Source organism: Arcticibacterium sp. GJ41-1 (assembly GCF_055808875.1).
Map to the genome: position 1 here is coordinate 841,542 of NZ_CM147888.1, position 19,795 is coordinate 861,336.

Below are 19,795 nucleotides of genomic sequence, written 5' to 3' on the forward strand. Positions count from 1 at the left end.
TTTTTTTTGCACAGTTTATTAAAATATTATTAATGGAATCGGTAGTTGACACCGTAGTTTATTCCTAAGTATCTTGGTTTAAATGAAAACCCTTCATTTCGTTCTACACCAGATGTGATAGTTTGCTGGAAGTTGGAACCCACAGAAACTTGCCAGTTGCTTCTGATAGCATAATTCAATTTTAAACCAGCCAAGCCGCTAAGATTGACGGGTTTGTATGCTGAGTTGCCAGCGGTAAGTTTACTGCCTCCTTCTGATATGTTGTCGAAAACATTATTAATAATAAAGTCGCCTGACACACCAGCTGTTAAAGAAGCTTCTAGTTTCTTGGTCATAGGTAAATGGTAGCCAAGCTGCAGTGGAATCATTAAGAACTGATAATCACTGTCAATATCTTCTCCAGCAGAAATAACTGTATTTTCAAAAGCTCCTGCGTCTTGACGAATGTAATTCGACTCTAAAAAGCTCTGAACTCTTCCTGTAAACTGATTATAAGAATACACATTACTGGCTACTAATGAGTTTCCAGCTAAGTACCTTGCTCCACTTTCTATAGACCAATGTTTCTTAAATCGCTTTCCATAATTAAGGCTGATATTTACAGAGCGGCCAGCCTTAACGTTATTGTAAGGTTGAGAAAGCGGAATGGCAAAAGTCTCACTCTTAATAGGGTTTGTATTTTCTCCCACACTGTTTGCCTGAAAAGGGATATCGCTAGAAGAAACCAGAGCAGCTCTTTCAAAATTGTTAATCTTAAAGTTTGGGTCAAAAGGAGATACTCCTGAGAATAGGCCAAACCAAGACCTTCTTAAGAAAGAAGAATTGTCTGCAAGGAGTTCGTCTGGGGTTTGATAAGAAAGCTTATTTCTTTTCAAGACAAACCTGTTCCCGTATTTGTCAAATTCCTTTTTGACTAATGATTTTAAATTGTCAACTGAATGCTCAATGGTGTTTGATAAACTTTCAGTTTTTTGAGAATTTTCTACTCCTAAAAGAGAAGGAAGATTTGTGGTCGCAGTATTTTCAGATTCGGCTGTCAAACTTATAGCTGTCTTTCCTAATGCTTTATAGCTCTTATTAAATGCTACTGACTTACTAGTTTCTAAAATTTGGTCTGAAGAATTACTTTCAAACGAAAGAGAATTGATATTCTCAGAGTCGCCAATACTGCTATCAGACTTTAAAGAGCTAATCTTTGAAAGCTCTTTAGAACCTTCTGATGAGAAACTGTCAGAATTGTTAAAAACAGAAAAACCTAATGCGAGAAGAAGTAAAGCGGCTATTCCTGTAGCAGCATATTTGTTTAACCAAAAAACAATAAACGGCTTTCTCTCTTCCTCTTTGTCAAGTTCCTTTTCTATGTTTAACCATACAGAATCATCAGGCATTTCTGAAGCAGATAAAAGCATATTTTTCATTGCTGCTTCTGCTATCAATTGCTCGTCAAGCTCTCCCTCAATTTTTCTCCAAACATCAGCTGGAGGATTCTCCTCGGCACTTCCTAGTGCTTTTTTCCACTGATTTTCAAAAGAATGATTCATTACTTACAGTTTTGCTGGAATTTTTCCAGTCTTCTTATAATTTTCCTTTGCAAGTTTCTCTTGCAATAAAGACTTAGCTCTAGAATACTGCGATTTCGAAGTTCCTTCGGTCACGTCAAGCATTTTAGCAATTTCCTGATGTTTAAAACCTTCAATGGCGTAGAGGTTAAAAATAGTTCTACACCCTTCGGGCAATTCTCCAATGATTTCCATCAGATGTTCGTAAGCAAGGTTTTCAAAGCCAGCATTACTGTGATGAAGCTCCTCGCTTATCATATAATCGCCTTCTAAACTTTGAGTAAGTTTCTTGTCTTTTTTTAGGGCTTTTAAAGCCGTATTTACCACAATCTTTCTTAACCAAGCTTCCAGTGGACTGTCAAAACGGAAAGTGTCGAGATATTTAAATATTTTGACAAACGAGTCTTGCAAAACATCTTGAGCACTTTCTCTGTCTTTCATGTACCGTAATGCCACTACAAATAACTTACCCGAATAAAGCTCGTAAAGCTTTTTTTGGGCACCCCTGTCCTGCTTTAAGCAGTCTTGGATTATTTGAGTTTCATTGGCCATTCGATATAGAAATTGCAATTATCAGCTGTTAATTTCCAATAAATGGCAAGTCCCTATCAAAGGAATCCATTTATCAAGACTCAACTACTGCGGTTATGGTTGGAATTCTCTTGAAAAAATCCGTAAAAAGTCTGTTTTTAAATCGATATTCTCTGTTTCCAGTAAATTTTTAGGAATTACAGCAGCATTTAGCCCTCCAGGGATAATTAACTTTTTACTCTTAAAAACTCTGATTTCATCATAAAAGTTGTTTTCAATAAACATTTGATGAAGCCTAGGGCCTCCTTCTACCATAAGAGAGGTAATATCTCTGCGGTGAAGTTCCGTTAAGATGAAATCAAGAATATTCGAATTTACACTAATCTTTATAAATTCAACATTGCCATCTATCAAAGAATGGCTCTTATTAAATACGTAAGTTTTAATATTTTGGTCGAGTACGCGGTATTTAGCTTTAATGTCTATATCCGGAAAGAGTACCACTCTTATTGGGTTTCGGCCTTTCCAGTGCCTTGTAGTAAGGCTTGGGTTGTCATTTAAAATTGTTTGGCTGCCCACCATAATGGCATCCTCCGTAGCTCGCCATTTGTGTGAATGTAATTGGGCAAAATCTCCGCTTATTGACACAGGGTTTCCATCAGAACTTGCGGCACATCCATTGGCAGATTCCGCCCATTTTAAGGTAATATAGGGTCTTTTTGAGGTTTGTGATTTGAAAAACCTTCTGTTTAAGTATGCACCTTTCTTTTCAAGAATTCCAGTGACTACTTCTATACCTGCGTTTTCTAGTTTCTGAATTCCATTGCCGTTTACTTTCTCATTCGGGTCGGTATTACAGATAACCACTTTTTTAATACCTTCTTTGATTAACAAATCGGCACAAGGCGGCGTTTTACCAAAGTGGGAGCAAGGTTCTAGGCTTACATAAGCTGTAGCAAATGGAAGTAAGGATTTGTCAATTACGGAGTTTACGGCGTTAACTTCGGCATGTGCTTCGCCATATTTTTTATGCCAGCCTTCGCCAATGATTTTATCATTGTGTACTAGTACACAACCTACCATTGGGTTTGGGCTTACATAACCTTCACTCTTTTGAGCGAGCTCTAAAGCCCTTTCCATAAAATGCTCATGCTTCATCCCGAAATATAAATTTAATTTCTGGAGAAGGAAAGCTTATTGTAGCTTGCTAAGGTCTTCAAAATAATTTTCGAAAGTTGTTTTTTGCTCTAAAATGGATGTGCAAAAGGCCTGATTTCTTATTTCGGCTATTTCAAAATCCTCAGGGCTTACTTTACCAAGACCTTTTTTGATACGAAGTATATTAAGAGCCACTTTTTTGCCAAGGTAGTTTACCCACCATTTTTTTCTAAGTTGGTCAAAAAAAGTGAGTAGGCCTTGTGATTTTTTATATTGATAGGCGTAAGGCAGCACAAAAACATCGGCTTCGCCAAAACCATGAATCATGGCCTTTAACCTTTCCCAAGTAAGCCTATCTGACTTGATAAGGTGCTGTGTGTTTATTTGATTAGAATAGAATATCTGATAGCCTAGGAGTCTTGAAGCAAGGGTTAGTTCAGAGTCTCCACCACCAGATTGTTTTTTGCCAACTCGGTCAGAAAGGTAAGGTTCCCAGCCTTTTTCGTCCAGTTTTTTGAAAATCTCTTTTCTCATAGACATGCCTGCCCCATATACTAAACCAGCAGAGGTTACATTGCCAAAATCTACTTCGTATAGTTTGCCGGTGGCAAAGGAGAGTTTATGTTTTTCGTACCAAGCTGGTACTGGGTAATCAAATTTCCCAATGGATGTACAACCCAAAACGCCTACTTCTTGTTTTTGGAAAACATCATGTATATAAGCCACCCAGTTTTCAGGAATTAGATTATCGTCGTCTACAAACGAAATAATGTCATATTGTGACTCTTTAATGCCCCTTAACCTCGCATTTGACAGCCCAGGGTTTTCTTCTTTGAAAACCTTTAGGTTCGGGTTTTTATCAAAGTTCCAATAAGACTTAACTACCGCCGATGTATTATCGGTAGAGTTATTGTCAATCAAGATAACCTCCCAATTGACATTAGTAGCCACTTGTTTTTCTACATAAGAAAGTGTTTGCTCAATTATTTCTTCACTGTTATAGCAGCAGATTATTAGGCTTATTCCTTTCATTTAGATTCTTATGAGGCTAGTGTTGATGGTAAAAATATATTAACAAGTGGAGTAAGGGCATAAGAGACCTTAGCAGGGAAAGGCATTATTTCTAAGAATTTTTTCTTCTCCTCTATTTTGCTGTTTCTAAGTTTTTGAACCCAATAGAAAATGAACTTCTGTTTTTCCAAGAAACCAAAAGTTTGCGTATCAAAAATATGATTAACCACTTTTAAGCCTTCAGAAAATTGAAGTCCTTTTGATTCTGCCTCAAAAGAGACATTATTAGCGTGTCTCCTAAAAGAGTTGAGCCTTTCACTACTTCTTTTAACTTCGGTATTTTTTATCAGGTCAACCCAAAAAAGCCAGTCACCACAGTATTTATATGTTGAGATAGATGCTAAAGTCTCCCAAGGCACCAGTGATTTCTTGAAAACACAAGTGCTGGCATTATAAATTACATTGCCTTTTATAAACTCATTTTTAAGTAGGTCGCTTCCTTTTTTTTGAAAGTCAGTTTCGTGCCCTGGTTCATGAATCTTGTTGCCATTTTCGTCAATCCAGACAGATGCCGAGAAAGAAACACCAAGGTTAGGGTTGGCCAGAAGCTCGGAAAGGTGGTATTCTAAAAATTTAGGAGCTGCCAAATCATCACTTTCGGCTATCCAAATATATTCTGATTTAGCTAAAGAAAGACCCTTTTGCCATTGGATAAAAGTGCTACCTGAGTTATTCTGATTAAGAATTAAGGCGGATACTTTTGGATGGTTTTCGTAGGTTTTTAGGATAGAAGGGCTCGCGTCTGTAGATGCGTCGTCTAAAATTATTAACTCAAAATCTTGGTTCGTCTGGTTCAGAATGCTCTCAATTCTATCTACCAAAAAATTGGCGTGATTATAATTGGGTAAAATGATGCTTACTGAAGGCATTGCGAACTATTGAGAGAAAAAGTTTTAGGTAAAGATGAGATTAATTAGGGTTTCCAAACTTACGGAAAGCCTTTAAGTGATTAACTATCGAAATAGAATTTATTTGAATGAATTATAAAGCAAATTTCTAGTTTCACCACATTTGTCAATCTTGTATTGGTCGGTTATGAGCTTTTGTGATTCTAAAATTAGTTTGGAGCATAGCTCATTATCATCTATTAGTTGAAGCGTTTTTTCTATAAACTCTTCTGTGTTTCCTGCCACCATACAGTTTTCGCCATTTTTCATTGGAAGCCCTTCGGCACCTTCTACGGTACTTACAATAGGCATTTTCCAAGAAATACCTTCTAGTATTTTCATTCGCATTCCACTAACTATTCTTAAAGGTACTATCATGATAGAGCCTTGAAAAATGCTAGATAGATCTTCTACAAAACCCACAAATTCTACATTCCTTCTTCCTTTATGTATCTTTTGAAATTCCGCTGTCCACTTTGAAACTATTTGAAGCGTAAGCTTAGGGTGTTCCTTTGAGATCTTATCCCAGCATTCTTCCAAAAACCAATTGATACCATCTAGATTAGGATAATGGTTTTCAGGCCCAAGAAAAACTAGGTTTTGCTTAAACTTAAAAGGCTGGTTGATTTGCGTTTTTTTAAAATTGATAGGAAGGGTAGAGGTATAAAGAAGTTCCTTTTTTATGCCAGCTTCTTCTAAGAAATTCTTATCAGTATCTGTCACAGCCACCACTTTATCATAATGATTAAGTAGTGCTATTTCTAGGTCTTTAGTGGCAGAAATATGCCACTTATCTTCCAGTGATTTAGATGGTAGTGTTTGATATTCCATTTCCAACCTCTTAAATCTCAGTTCATGATGAATGAAAATTTTAGGTAGGTCTTTTGGAAGAATATGAACTAGACCGGCAAATTCAATAAACTCAACCTGCACCAAGTCAAAGTTGGCTTTAGTCACCTTACTTTTCACCAAATTTAAAAAATCAGGGAAATAGACCTTTGAAAGGTCATTAATAGAAAGGTGCGTTTTTGGGTAGAAGTAATCTTCTACTTTGCCTTTTAAAAATGTATTAAGCTTTAGAAGTGTTTTGTAAGCTTTGAGAGAGAGGCTTTCTCCCTCAATTTTATCGGTAGTTAAGATTTCAACATTAGGCCACAGTTCTTGAAGCTTCTCTTTGTTTTCAGGTTTGACATTAGGGCAAATAAACGTGATGTCATGCTTATTTCTAAGATAGTCAATCATGTTAAAAGTAGCCGCTCCACCGCCGTTATCTACGGGGTAGGGGAATACTATAGAAACTATGGCTATTTTCATCTTTTTAGATTAAATAGGTAATCTTTCAAAGAAAGTAAAAACTCTGTAAGAAATTGACATCAGAGCCTTTTTTAGGAAGCTTCTATCGTCTACCACTACATCACCTTTAGCGTAAACGCACTTAAAGGTTTTAAAGTATGAGTTTGAAAATGCTTCTAGCTGCTCTCTGTAAGACTTGAAAAGAGGAGCAAGGTCTGGCCTTCTTGCTATATCAAAACGGTTTTGCCACCTTGAAATATTATTAGGGTCATTGGCATTCATGCCACTGTAGTGATAAAAAATAAGCGGCTCACCATTCACAAAGTACTTACCATCTTTTTCTGAAACTGTACGTTCGTGTAAGTTCCAGTATGAAATATTGTAAGCAGGGCTTTTCTCTATAAAAACATTGTCAAAATAAAGAGGAACCATGTTACAGTAAAGCTGGTCTACAAACATCCCTTTTTGGATATCCATGTAGCACTCTGTTCTTAGCTTTATCATCCACCAGTTCATAAACTCGGTGGTAGAATTAGACCTTTTTACTGCCAGAAAACCAAGATTATAAATCCCGTTGACAAACATCTCTTGCTCTGTTCTGGAGTAGTTGTCGTATACTGGCGTACAAAAATGAGGTGTTAAAATAATGTCGTATTTAGAAAGACTTGTTTGGATACCGTCAAATTTGTCAAAGATTTCAATGTCTGGGTCTATGTAGTAAAAATTGTCAACGTCTTTTTTAGCGTTCAAAAAGTAGTTGAAATAGAAAGGTTTTACGGCGGTGTTAAGCTCCGTAATGTCATAACGCTCACACATGTCGTCAAAACCCTCAATACCAATTTTGTCAACCTCTAAAATATTCAAACCTTCAATTTTAGATTTGTCTATTTCTCTACTCTCCATCTTATCACACAATCCGATAAAGAATTCGAAGTCGGGGTTCGTTTTTTGAAGAGATTCTGAGAGTATTTTGGCCTGAGCCAAATAGTTTACAGAACAAATAGTAAAAGCGAGAGTCTTAGGCATTAAATGAAGGTTTCTTCGGGTTGACGATTAACAACAAATTTACAAGGAAATTTGTGTTTGATAAAACTACAAAGAACAGCGACTAGGTTATATGCAAAACCACCAAAGCGGTTTAGAAATTTGCTTTGGTGGTTTTAATAAGCCTTTAAATTTAGGCTAGTTCTGTTTGACGACTGTTACGTTTTCTTTCGTTTTCGTCAAGGAATATTTTACGCATTCTCAAAGACTTAGGAGTAATCTCTAAGTACTCATCTTTTTGGATGTACTCCATACACTCCTCTAGAGAGAATTGAATTTTTGGAGCAATCTTAGTCTGGTCATCAGCACCAGAAGAACGCATGTTACTAAGTTTTTTGGTTGTTTGAAGGTTTACCACAATGTCATTTTGACGGTTGTGCTCACCTACTACCATTCCCATGTATATTTCTTCTCCTGGATCGATAAAGAAAGACCCTCTGTCTTGAAGTTTATCAAGAGAGTAAGGAATAGCTGGCCCATTAGACATAGAAATTAATGAACCATTAATTCTACCTGGTAATGTTCCTTTATATGGTTCGTAAGATTTAAATCGGTGGTTCATGATAGCTTCACCTTGTGTAGCTGTCAATACATTACTTCTTAAACCAATTAAACCTCTAGAAGGAATGTTGAATTCTAAGTGCTGTAAGTCACCTTTAGGTTCCATGATAAGAAGCTCACCTTTTTTCTGTGTAGCTAGCTCAATCACTTTTCCGGCAGTTTCTTCTGGCACGTCCACTACTAAAGTCTCAATAGGCTCTAGTCTTTCGCCATTTTCACCTTCTTTGAAAATTACTTGTGGCTGTCCTACTTGAAGTTCGTAACCTTCTCTACGCATTGTTTCTATCAATACAGAAAGGTGAAGGATACCTCTACCAAATACTATAAATTTATCTTCAGACTCACCTTGCTCTACTTTTAGGGCTAGGTTTTTCTCCATTTCTTTCATTAGTCTGTCTCTCAAGTGACGAGACGTAACAAATTTTCCGTCTTGACCGAAGAAAGGAGAGTTATTAATAGTGAAGAGCATGTTCATGGTAGGCTCATCAATAGAAATTCTTGGAAGTGCTTCAGGGTTTTCAACGTCAGCAACAGTGTCACCAATTTCAAAACCTTCAATACCTGTAATGGCACAAATTTCTCCAGAAGAAACTTCGGATACCTTTACTCTACCAAGACCTTCAAATACATGAAGTTCTTTGATTTTGTTTCTCTTCATTTGGCCATCTGCAGTGCAAAGCATTACATTTTGACCTTCTTTAAGAACACCTCTTGCTACCAATCCAATAGCAATTCTTCCTACGAAAGAAGAATAATCTAAAGAAGTGATTTGCATTTGAGCAGAACCGTCTTTTGTTTTTGCAGCAGGAATATGCTTAATAACTGCATCCAAAAGAGGAATAATATTGTCTGTTGGCTTTTGCCAATCATCACTCATCCAGCCTTGCTTAGAAGAACCGTAAAGTGTTGGGAAGTCTAATTGATCGTCTGTAGCGTTCAAGTTAAACATTAAGTCGAAAACCATTTCGTGAACCTCATCAGGTCTACAGTTTTCTTTGTCTACCTTATTAACTACTACTATTGGCTTTAAGCCTAGGTCAAGTGCTTTACCTAGTACAAAACGCGTTTGAGGCATTGGGCCTTCAAAAGCATCCACTAAAAGGATAACACCATCAGCTAATTTCAAAACACGCTCCACTTCACCACCGAAATCGGCGTGACCAGGTGTGTCAATGATATTGATTTTTGTGTCGCCGTATCTTACTGATACGTTCTTAGAGACGATGGTAATTCCACGTTCTCTTTCTAAATCATTATTGTCAAGAATTAGCTCGCCAAATTCCTGATTTTCACGAAAAATTTTCGATGCGTGGATTATCTTATCCACTAAAGTAGTTTTGCCGTGGTCAACGTGGGCAATTATCGCGATGTTTCTAATGTCTTGCATAATATTAAATTTCTAGAGGGAACGTTTTGTTAACTAGAAGCCTATGAAAAAGTCCGCAAAAGTAACCATAATAATTAGTAAACTCTATTGTGCTATTTTAATATATTATTAATCTATTGATAGTTAAATAATTAGTTGGTAGAGTGCAATCCTGTAAGCCATTGACCCTTAATGGGCTAGGCTGACAATTTAAGCTTACCTTAGCAAATTTTGATTTGTTCGGCATCATAGCCTCTTAGTAAATCGTCAATACTCAAACGTTTTTTTCCAGGAATTTGTAAGTTTAAGATAGCTAAAAGTCCGTCTGCCGTAGCTATATGTAGGTACGTTTTATTGTCGGTCAATATTTTGCCAGGTTTATGCTTTTCTTCGGAATCTAAGATTTTGGAATCATAGATTTTAAGGCTTCCCGTTTCGCTAGTTTTTAGATTTTCAAATTTAGTCCAAGCACCAGGGTATGGACTTAAACCTCTTATAAAATTAAATATTGATTTTGAGTTTTTTGACCAATCAATTTCACAGTCTTCTTTAAAGATTTTTGGTGCAGGCTTTAATTCTTCAAACTCCTCTTGGTCGGCTTGTGGATAGTCATTCTGCTCAATGGCTCTTACTGTTTTAAGTACTAGTTTACCACCTATCTCCATCAATTTGTCATGGATGCTTCCTGCATTATCATTTTCACTGATGACTAGTTTTTCTTTAAAAATGATTTTTCCCGTATCTATTTCCTTTTCAATAAAGAAAGTAGTGACACCCGTTTCTGTTTCTCCATTTATAACGGCCCAGTTAATAGGTGCAGCCCCTCTATACTGTGGTAAAAGCGAACCATGAAGGTTAAATGTCCCAAATTTTGGCATAGCCCAAACTAATTCTGGCAGCATTCTAAAGGCTACCACTACTTGTAAGTCGGCATTATAGCTTTTTAAGGTTTCTAGAAATTCAGGATTCTTTAAGCGGGGAGGTTGTAAAACAGGTATATCTTGTGAAAGAGCATAGGTTTTTACCGGAGACTGCTGAATCTTCTTTCCTCTGCCTGATGGTTTATCAGGAGCGGTGATTACCGCAACTACTTCACAATTTGCTTCCACCAAGACTTTAAGGCTTTCTACGGCAAAGTCTGGTGTTCCCATAAATATTATTCTCATCTCTTTTAAAACCTTTTTGTGTACTGCAAAGCTAGAAAAAATGAAATTCGAAAATTGTCTTGGTTGTTGATTTACTCAGAATAATTTGTAATTTTGGATTGTAAAGAACAAAAATGAGGCAAGAGATATACTTATTTAAATTTAAAGAGCGACTCTGAACAAGATTCCATAACACATAATATGTTTGTTTGGAACGGTTCGATTTTCGCCGTTCTTTTTTTTACCCACCTGCGAAGGCGGGCAATTTTTTTTTAAGAAACACATAATAAAAGATTTATATATGTCAAAATATCAATATTACACGAAAGAGGGCTACGAAAACTTAAAGAATAAGTTAGCCGATTTAAAAGGAAGAGGTAGGCAAGATATAGCATATCAAATAGCAGAAGCTCGTGATAAAGGTGACTTGTCTGAAAATGCAGAGTATGATGCAGCCAAAGATGCTCAAGGGCACATGGAATCTGAAATTTCAAAGTTGGAGACATTAATGTCTGTAGCACGAATTTTGGATGAGTCGGCTATTGACAATTCTAAGGTTTCTTTACTTAATAAAGTTACCATAAAGAATTTGAAAAATGGGGCTCAAATGGTTTACACCTTGGTGGCAGAAGAAGAGGCTGATTTAAAGCAAGGGAAAATTTCTATAAACTCTCCTTTTGCTAAGGGTCTGTTAGGGAAGGCAGTTGGTGATAAAGCTGAAATTCAAGCACCTGCAGGAATTGTGGAAGTAGAGGTTGTAGATATTAGCATGTAATTATAAAGATATGGCTACCATTTTTTCTAAAATTATAAACGGTGAAATTCCTTGTCATAAAATTGCAGAAACGGAGGACTACTTAGCCTTCTTAGATGTATTTCCTTGTGCAAAGGGGCATACGTTGGTAATACCTAAAAAGGAGGTTGATTATATCTTTGATATGGAGGATGAGCTGTATCTAGGCTTAATGGCTTTTGCTAAAAGATTGTCGCCGGCCATAAAAGCTGCAGTGCCTTGTAAAAGGGTAGGGGTAGCTGTAATTGGACTTGAAGTACCTCATGCCCATGTTCATTTGATACCTTTAAATAGCATGGCGGATATGGACTTTTCTGATAAAATTAAAATTTCACCAGAAGAACTTTCTGAAATAGCGACTGCTATTCAGAAGGAGCTTTAAATTGGCATTGCTGGTTTAAAATTCTTACCTTTTCACCTCATAACAAACTAAAAACAATAAGGTATGGCAATTGTAAAAGTAATTGAACTAATAGCGTCATCTGAAATCAGTATTGAAGATGCAATTCAAAACGCAGTAACATCTGCTTCTAAGTCTATTCATAACATAGACTCGGTTTATGTAGAAGATATTAAAGCACATGTACAAGACGGTAAAGTAACCACTTATGGGTGTATTTGTAAATTGTCTTTCAGAGTAGATGCTTAAGACTTAAGAAAGTTTTACTTTCAAAGAATTAAACTCCTTTTTCAGGGAGTTTTTTTTGTATAAAATAGCGTAGGCAAAATCTACAATGGGCAGTTCAACTTTCGCTTTCTGATTTATTTCATAAATGCTTTTTACGGCATAGTAGCCTTCTGCCACCATATTCATTTCCATTTGAGCCGTTTTGACGCTGTAGCCTCTCCCTATCATATTTCCAAAAGTACGATTTCGGCTAAATTGCGAGTAGGCTGTTACCAACAAGTCTCCTAAGTATGCAGATGATATTAGCTCTCTTTCTAAAGGAGCTATTTGATGAACAAATCGCTTGATTTCGAGCATGGCATTTGAAACCATAACGGCCTGAAAATTATCACCAGCACCTAATCCATGTGTTATACCACAAGCTAGAGCCACTATATTTTTCATAACAGCAGAAACTTCTACACCATATAAATCTGTAATGGCAGATGTGTTGACGTATCTACAAGAAAGTAATTTGGCAAACCGTTGACCTACTTCTAAGTCAGGAGCTGCTATAGTAAGATAAGATTGCTTTTCGGCAGCTACCTCTTCAGCATGGCATGGGCCGGCTATAGCACATTGATGAGAAAGTGGAATATCGTATTTCTTTAAAAGAAAGTCTGATACCAGTTCATTCGTTTTGGGAATCATTCCTTTTACGGCAGAAACCAAAAATTTCCCTTTTAAGTCTTCTTTTTTAATAGAAGCAATAGCTTCAGCCAAAAAAGCAGCAGGTACAGCTAAAATCACCCATTCTGTGTTTTTGATGGCTTCTTTTAAGTTAAAGTATGGTTTAACTCTAGATGGATGAAACTCAATACTGCTGAGATATTTTGGGTTATGATGGTGCTTACGAATATGTTCTACGGCATCATGATTCCTCATCCACCATTTTATCTTGGTTTGCTGGTTTTCACTTAAAACCTTAACCAATGCGGTAGCCCAACTTCCTCCTCCTATCACTGTAACTTTCATATAGCAAATATATCTTTATAGAACCAAAAAAGAGAAGGCTATGAGCCTTCTCTTTAATAAATATGTTTCAAAAAGTGTTATTTATCCTTTTTCTCTTCTTCTTTTTTTTTGGTTACGGCATCACCGTCTTTAAGTCTTTTTGATACTTCTACAAAAGGCCCTGAAATAATAACATCACCCTCTTTTAGTCCTTCTATAACTTCAATGGTTCCTGCTTCGGTGTCAGTAATACCCGTTTTTACTTCTCTAATCTTAGCTATTCCACCTTCATTAATGAAAACTATTTCTTTTGGCTTTTCTTTAGCGATAGTTTCTTCTTTTATAGCCCCTAGGCTTGGTCCCATGTCATTGTTGCCTTCGGACTTTGTGTTATTTTCTTCTCCTGTACGGGTGGTTACCGCTGAAATTGGTACAGTAATTACGTCAGTTTTAGTTTCTGTTATAATGTCTACAGTGGCTGTCATACCAGGTTTAAAAGGGTATCTGTTTCTAGACAATAACTCTTTATAGGAGTCTGCTAAGATTTTAATTCTAACTTCAAACTCTGTAACCGCTTCTGTAGAATTAGCATTGGCTGACAAAGCTCCTCCCGAACCATTGGCAGAGTTAGCTATTTGGGTGATTTCACCCATGAATTCTTTGTCATCGGCACTATATGCATCTACATCAATAATAGCTTTATCGCCATCGGCAACTCTTACTATATCGTTTTCGTTCACATTAACCCTAACTTCCATGTTGTTAAGATTGGCTATTCTTAACATTTCGGTACCCGCCATTTGAGAGGTTCCTACTACTCTTTCTCCAAGTTCTACATTAAGCATAGAGACAATACCATTCATTGGAGCATATATATTGGTTTTACGAAGGTTTTCGGAAGCATCTTTCAAATTTGCTTCTGCACTTCTTATACCATATTTGGCAGCTTCATAATTTGCTTTAGCGGCTGCTAAGTCTTGTTTAGCTACGCCAAAATTAGTTTCAGCTATTTCATATTCTGACTGAGAAACTACTTTGTCGTTAAAAAGCTGCTTTTGTCTTTTAAAGTCTAATTCGGCACGAAGTAGCTGCGATTCGGCTCTTGCTATTTGCGACTTAGATTGCTCAGAAGAAGCTTTGGCTTGGTTTACACCTGCTCTAAAACGCTCTACAACAGAAATATAGTTTTCAGGCTGAATCCTCAGCAATAATTGACCTTTTTTAACAGAGTCGCCTTCTTCAATATAAAGACCAATAATTTCTCCTGGTACATCAGGTGTGATGCTAACTTCTAATTCAGGTTGAATTTTTCCAGAAGCAGAAACAGTTTCTACCAAATCGGCTTTTGTTACCGTGGTAAATTCTACTTGTGTTGCTTTCTTTTGTCCTATCCAGCCCTGCTGTTTAGCAAGTAGTAAAGCGGCAATGAAAAGTACAGCTACGCCACCTACTATCCACCATATTTTATTCGATTTCTTATTCATTACTATTAGTTTTTATATCAGAATTCTAGCGGTTTGTTTTGATAAAAGTCTAAGATTTTAATTTTAAAAAGGTAGTCGTATTTCGCTTGTATTTGGTTTGCCAGTGCTCTGTCGAGGTTGGTTTTGGCCAAATTGTAATCCACATAATTGGAGGCTCCAGCATTATAACTAGCATCAGCTGCTTCAAATGCTCTTTGAAGTGCGTCAACCTGAACACTGTTGGCACTATAAGTTTTTGATGCGTTAAGCATGTTAATGTAAGCTTGGTCAATGTTTTGACGAATCCCTACTTTAGTATTTTCTGTGGTTAACTCAGACTGTCTTTTTTGAATTTGAGCACTCTGCATTTGATATTTCTTATTATAACCATTAAATATTGGGATTTGCATCGATACGCCAATGTTGACATTTTGATTATTACCAATTTGGTTAAAGTATGGAATACTTTCTCTAGTTACGCTTTGCTCAGGGAAATTTACCACAAACGGAATTGTCTGTCCTTCAAATTCGGCAGAAACCGCAATTGGGTTATAAACGGTAGCTCCAGGGACTATATTTTTTGCAATAGTAGAGTAGGACGAGCCCCAACTTACATTAGCATTTATACTTGGTAGTCCCACAGCTTTTGCAATTTGTATATTTACTTCCGCCATTTTTTCTCTCATAATAGATGATTTAACCTCCGGGAGATAATTAAGAGCGGCTTCGTAAACCTCTTGAGGAGTCTCCGGATAAATTCTCATCGAAGGATTTGGCACCTCTACTCGCTCAATGGCAATGGCATCATAATCTTGCAGATTCATGTTCTGCTTTAATGTCAATAGATTAGATTGATATCCATTCTGAGCATTAACTAATTGTAGTTCGTCGTTTGCCAGCTGAGCATTAAGGTTAAAAATATTAGTTTCAGGAAGTGCCCCTGCTCTAACTAGCTTTTCAGTTCTGTCTAATTGCAGTTTAGTGACATTTACGTTCTGGTTTGCCACTTCTATCATATCTTCGGAAGACAAGATGTTAAGGTAAGCTACCGCAATTTGTAAAGAGATGTTGTTCTTTTGAGTTTCTACATCTAGTCTGGCAGCCTCTAGGTCTAGTTCACTTCGTAAAATTGTGTTTTTTAGACGGTAGCCATTGTATAAAACCATACTGGCACCGGCTCCCAAGGAGTTAGTACCAATAGTACTAGTTACTACATCATTTGAAAAAGGGTCAATATTTCTACCAAAATTAGTGTTCGCATTTACTTGACCATTAACACTTGGAAGCACTGCAGCTTGAGATTGTTTCAGTCCTATGGAGCTGCTTTCAATGGCAAGTTCACTTTGACGCAAGGTGATGTTGTGCTCTAAAGCATAATCAATGCAATCGTAAAGGGAATAGGTTTTTGTTTCTCCCGCACCCGAAAGTTTTGTTTGGGCCGAAGCGGTCAAAGAACCTAAAAAAAGTAAAAATAGAAGTCTATAGTTCATCTGCATCTCTTGTTTTCGGTAGCAATGTTAGTAAACAATACGTATTCCTGAGAACCTAATTGGTATAAACGGCAGATTGACTAAATGAAACTGGTTATTCTTTATGTTGGTTTTTTGCTTTTACTGTAAGTTTCTACATTTCAACCACTGGGCTTGGGAATTTATTAAGGTCTTTTACAGCTGTTGTTTGTAGGTATAAGTATAAGTACTGTGATTGATGTTTTGCGAATAGTTTTCATAAGAAATTGTATAGAAAAATGTGTGTCAGTTTTGATAGAACTGCCTTGTTTCTAATGGTGTTATAACTCCCGTTTAACCCCTGAAATGGAGAGGGTAAGGATGGTGTTTTTTTTGCTATTTAGTATTAGTTTCTAGAGAGCTCTTTTTGTCACAAGTTTTGAGTTTTTAGTAGAAAAGTTTGCTCAGAGGCTCTTTCAGTCCTCTCTTTGATATTGACATTGATTCTAGCGAAGTGAAACCTAGGGCGTATGAATGGATAAAATAGTGTCAAAAGCTAATGGTACTATCCTCATAAATGTTTTAACTTTGCAAAGTGTTAAGTTCGTGTCTAACCCTCATGAACTTTGAGACACCCTTAAACTCTTTTCTTTAATTTTTTATTCAATTATTTAAACCTTAATTTTTATGAGAAAAAAACTACCTATATGGAAAGTTTTTATCCTCTCTCTTATTTCGTGTTATTCAATGGCTCAGTCAATGAATGTTACGGGTACTATAGTAGAGGATGATGGAGCCCCACTTTATGGGGTAAATGTTACGGTAAAGGGTACCACGAATGGTACTATTACAAATGATGCTGGAGAGTACAGTATAACAGTAACCAAAGGTCAAACAATAACTTATAGTTATGTTGGTTTTGAATCACAGGATATTACAGTCGGTAATGCTAATGTAATCAATGTTACGCTTTCGGCGGATGCTAGTGTTTTAGGAGAAGTGGTGGTTACGGCACTGGGTGTCGAAAGAGATCAAAGAGCTCTTCAATATTCTGTGACGGAAGTTGCGGGTGATAATTTTACTAAGGCTCGTGAAAACAACTTAGGAAATGCATTAGCAGGACGTATTGCTGGTGTGAATGTATCAGCTCCTGCAACTGGTGCTGCTGGTTCTTCTAGGGTTGTAATTAGAGGGAATAAGTCTTTAGGAGGTTCAGGTCAGCCTTTATATGTAATAGATGGTGTACCTATGGATAACAGCCAAAATGGATCGGCCGGTTTATGGGGTGGTTCTGATGGTGGAGATGGTCTTTCTAGTATGAACCCTGACGACATTGAGTCTATTACAGTACTTAAAGGAGCAAATGCAACTGCCCTTTATGGTTCAAGAGGTGGTAATGGTGTTATTAACGTAACTACTAAGAAAGGAACAAAGAGAAAAGGGCTTGGTGTGCAGTACGCTCTTAACTATGTAGCCGAAACCGTGAATGATCAAAGTGAAAAGCAAAACGAATATGGTGCTGGGAATTATGTCAATGAAACGGCTACTGCACCTCGCAGTATTCAAGAGGCGAGTAACTGGGGTGCTATAGGATGGGGACCTAAATTAGGCAGTGTAAGTTCTGTACCAAACGTATTTGGTGAAGACAGACCTTATACTGATCAAGGAAATGCTTTTGATGCATTTTATAGAACTGGTAGTGCTCTTACAAATAGTATTGCTCTTTCTGGTGGAAATGGACAGCAAAACTTTAGATTGTCTTTGGCGGATTTAAGATCAAAAAGTATTGTTCCTAACTCTGATTTTGACCGTACTAATATCTCATTCTCTACCAACTCTAAGTTTGGAAAGAAATTGACGGTTAATGGTAAAATCTTGTATTCAAAGGAAACTGCAAGGAATCGTCCTAGAGTATCTGATTCACCAGGTAACCCACATCAAGCTGTTTGGAAAATACCAGCGAACGTTGATATTACTGATACTAAGGGTGATCCTAATAAATTAGGAGCCTTACCTGCAGGTTTAGATCAAAGCGTATATGATGCTGGTGGTAGAACTCCTGGGATGGAAATGCTTTCTGATTATGCAAACTTCTGGGGTTCAAACGCTTACTGGTCGGCTTATCAATATAATGAAAACACCGTGCGAGATCGTGTAACGGCATCGGGGCAGTTAAAATATGATATAACTGATTTCCTTTTTGTAACAGGTAGATTAAGTACTGACTTGTATTATACTAAAGGAGAGTCTCTTACTCCACAAGGAACAGGTTACCAGCAAGGTGGTAGTATCAATGAGCGTTTTCAAAATCGCCAAGAAACTAACATGGATATGATGTTAGGTTTTGATGATGTTTTTGGTAAGATTTCTGTAAATGCTTTTGTCGGTGGAAACAAGCAGTATAGTAAGTATGAGCAAATCTCAGCTACCGGTAATGGTTTCTCAGTACCTGATGTTCATGCATTGACTTCAGCTAATAACAGAAACTTTGGTTATGGTTTTTCTGAGTCAGGTATCAATTCTATTTTTGGTTCAGCGGAGGTTGGATATGACAATTATCTATTCTTAACAGCTACGGCTCGTGAAGATAAATTCTCTCTTTTGGATGGTAAAAGTATTTTGTATCCTTCTGTGGGTGGTAGCTTTGTATTTAGTGATGCTTTCGTAAGTTCAATGCCTGATTGGTTGAGTTTTGGTAAGGTAAGAGCTTCTTGGGCTCAGGTAGGGATAACTGGAGGTCTTAGTCCTTATTCTACTTCGCAGCCTTATGCTTTGAATGGTAATCCTCATTTAGGTAGAAATATGGCAGGTTTTTCAAATAAAAGTATCATAGCTAATCCGTTTATTACTCCGGCTTTATCTACTGAGACAGAATTTGGCTTAGACTTGAGATTTCTTGGTGGTAGAATTGGTTTAGACTTGGGTTATTATAGCCAGTTTACTACGGAAGATATTCTTGACGCAAGTATTTCTGCTGCATCTGGTTTTAGAGGAACTACTGTTAACTTAGGTAAGATAACCAATAAAGGTTTTGAATTTCTTTTGACAGCTAATGCTATTAGGAAACAGAATTTCTCTTGGGATGTATCTCTTAATTTTGCTACCAACAAAAACGAAGTTGTTAGCTTAATTGAAGGTTCTACGGAACTTTCTCAAGAAGAGTCTAGAACGCGAACTACAAGAATTAAAAATATAGTTGGTTATCCTTATGGAACTATCACTGGTATTACTCAAAAAATGATTAATGGTCAGCCTGTGTTTACGGACGAAGGAGTACCAGTAAGAAATGATGTTTATGAGATTCTTGGACAGGGAGTTGCTCCTTTCTCAGGTGGAATTAATAACAGTTTTAGCTACAAAGGCTTTAACCTTAATTTCTTGATTGATACTAAGCTTGGTGGAGATGTCCATTCTGGTTCTAATCAAAGGTTAGACGAATGGGGATTCTCTCAAAACTCTTTAATCGGTCGTGATGGAGAAGCTCCACTTACTGTTACTGGTGTAAACGAGTCAGGTGAGCCTCTTAATCTAACCCTTACTCCAAGACAGGCACAAGCTTACTGGCAAAACCTAGGGAATAGAAATGCTGCAGCTTATATGTACAGTTCTGATTTTGTAAAGTTACGTCAGCTAACATTTGGTTATAGTTTACCAGCCGGTTTAGTTGGTAAAACTCCATTCCAGGCAATTAGTGCTTCTATTGTAGGAAGAAACCTTCTAGTGCTATATAAAGACATTCCAAATGTGGATCCGGAGTCTTCTTATTCTGTAGCTGGTGGTGCTCAAGGTCTTGAGTATTTTGCCTTACCTGCAACTAGAACTCTTGGGTTTAGTTTAAACTTTACGTATTAATTT

At 37.0% G+C, this 19,795-nt stretch carries 16 protein-coding genes; 4 read left to right on the forward strand and 12 right to left on the reverse strand.

The window, feature by feature from the left end:
- Positions 1-29: 29 nt before the first annotated feature.
- The 9 genes from AC0L6O_RS03405 to fmt all read right to left on the reverse strand — a co-directional run bounded on the left by AC0L6O_RS03405 (position 30) and on the right by fmt (position 10,636).
- Positions 30-1,541, reverse strand: a complete 1,512-nt coding sequence (locus tag AC0L6O_RS03405) for a hypothetical protein (RefSeq protein WP_473306336.1) — start codon at positions 1,539-1,541, stop codon at positions 30-32.
- A 3-nt stretch (positions 1,542-1,544) separates the two neighbouring features.
- Entirely contained in the window at positions 1,545-2,111 is a 567-nt protein-coding gene (locus tag AC0L6O_RS03410; protein ID WP_473308492.1) for an RNA polymerase sigma factor, read from the reverse strand.
- A gap of 93 nt (positions 2,112-2,204) precedes the next feature.
- Positions 2,205-3,248, reverse strand: a complete 1,044-nt coding sequence (gene ribD / locus AC0L6O_RS03415; RefSeq protein ID WP_473306338.1) for a bifunctional diaminohydroxyphosphoribosylaminopyrimidine deaminase/5-amino-6-(5-phosphoribosylamino)uracil reductase RibD — start codon at positions 3,246-3,248, stop codon at positions 2,205-2,207.
- 36 nt (positions 3,249-3,284) lie between these two features.
- A complete protein-coding gene (locus tag AC0L6O_RS03420; RefSeq protein WP_473306340.1) occupies positions 3,285-4,280 on the reverse strand; it encodes a glycosyltransferase in 996 nt (331 codons plus the stop codon).
- Between the two features lie 8 nt (positions 4,281-4,288).
- Complete coding sequence (locus AC0L6O_RS03425) at positions 4,289-5,188, reverse strand: glycosyltransferase family 2 protein (RefSeq protein WP_473306341.1); 900 nt, start codon at positions 5,186-5,188, stop codon at positions 4,289-4,291.
- A gap of 99 nt (positions 5,189-5,287) precedes the next feature.
- On the reverse strand, positions 5,288-6,520 hold the full coding sequence (locus tag AC0L6O_RS03430; protein WP_473306342.1) for a glycosyltransferase: 1,233 nt from the start codon (positions 6,518-6,520) through the stop codon (positions 5,288-5,290).
- A 9-nt stretch (positions 6,521-6,529) separates the two neighbouring features.
- The gene (locus AC0L6O_RS03435; RefSeq protein ID WP_473306344.1) at positions 6,530-7,525 is read right to left on the reverse strand and encodes a glycosyl transferase; all 996 of its coding nucleotides are present in this window, start codon (positions 7,523-7,525) and stop codon (positions 6,530-6,532) included.
- 151 nt (positions 7,526-7,676) lie between these two features.
- Entirely contained in the window at positions 7,677-9,491 is a 1,815-nt protein-coding gene (gene typA, locus AC0L6O_RS03440) for a translational GTPase TypA (RefSeq protein WP_473306346.1), read from the reverse strand.
- Positions 9,492-9,691: 200 nt separating this feature from the next.
- Positions 9,692-10,636: a methionyl-tRNA formyltransferase gene (fmt, locus tag AC0L6O_RS03445; RefSeq protein ID WP_473306347.1), complete on the reverse strand. Its 945-nt coding sequence runs from the start codon at positions 10,634-10,636 to the stop codon at positions 9,692-9,694.
- A gap of 280 nt (positions 10,637-10,916) precedes the next feature.
- Here fmt and greA point away from each other — a divergent pair, with 280 nt between their 5' ends.
- The 3 genes from greA to AC0L6O_RS03460 all read left to right on the forward strand — a co-directional run bounded on the left by greA (position 10,917) and on the right by AC0L6O_RS03460 (position 12,057).
- Positions 10,917-11,390: a transcription elongation factor GreA gene (gene greA / locus AC0L6O_RS03450; protein WP_473306349.1), complete on the forward strand. Its 474-nt coding sequence runs from the start codon at positions 10,917-10,919 to the stop codon at positions 11,388-11,390.
- A 10-nt stretch (positions 11,391-11,400) separates the two neighbouring features.
- Positions 11,401-11,790: an HIT family protein gene (locus tag AC0L6O_RS03455; protein WP_473306350.1), complete on the forward strand. Its 390-nt coding sequence runs from the start codon at positions 11,401-11,403 to the stop codon at positions 11,788-11,790.
- A gap of 63 nt (positions 11,791-11,853) precedes the next feature.
- Positions 11,854-12,057 (forward strand): dodecin family protein, encoded by a 204-nt coding sequence (locus AC0L6O_RS03460; protein WP_341227962.1) that lies wholly within the window; start codon positions 11,854-11,856, stop codon positions 12,055-12,057.
- Positions 12,058-12,060: 3 nt separating this feature from the next.
- Here AC0L6O_RS03460 and AC0L6O_RS03465 read toward each other — a convergent pair whose 3' ends face one another.
- The 3 genes from AC0L6O_RS03465 to AC0L6O_RS03475 all read right to left on the reverse strand — a co-directional run bounded on the left by AC0L6O_RS03465 (position 12,061) and on the right by AC0L6O_RS03475 (position 15,982).
- Positions 12,061-13,050 carry an NAD(P)H-dependent glycerol-3-phosphate dehydrogenase gene (locus AC0L6O_RS03465; RefSeq protein ID WP_473306351.1) on the reverse strand — a complete coding sequence of 330 codons (990 nt, stop codon included), beginning with the start codon at positions 13,048-13,050 and terminating at the stop codon, positions 12,061-12,063.
- A 77-nt stretch (positions 13,051-13,127) separates the two neighbouring features.
- On the reverse strand, positions 13,128-14,513 hold the full coding sequence (locus tag AC0L6O_RS03470) for an efflux RND transporter periplasmic adaptor subunit (RefSeq protein WP_473306352.1): 1,386 nt from the start codon (positions 14,511-14,513) through the stop codon (positions 13,128-13,130).
- Positions 14,514-14,530: 17 nt separating this feature from the next.
- Positions 14,531-15,982 (reverse strand): TolC family protein, encoded by a 1,452-nt coding sequence (locus tag AC0L6O_RS03475; protein ID WP_473306354.1) that lies wholly within the window; start codon positions 15,980-15,982, stop codon positions 14,531-14,533.
- A gap of 645 nt (positions 15,983-16,627) precedes the next feature.
- Between AC0L6O_RS03475 and AC0L6O_RS03480 the strand changes: the two genes are divergently transcribed.
- Complete coding sequence (locus AC0L6O_RS03480) at positions 16,628-19,792, forward strand: SusC/RagA family TonB-linked outer membrane protein (RefSeq protein ID WP_473306355.1); 3,165 nt, start codon at positions 16,628-16,630, stop codon at positions 19,790-19,792.
- Positions 19,793-19,795: the final 3 nt, after the last annotated feature.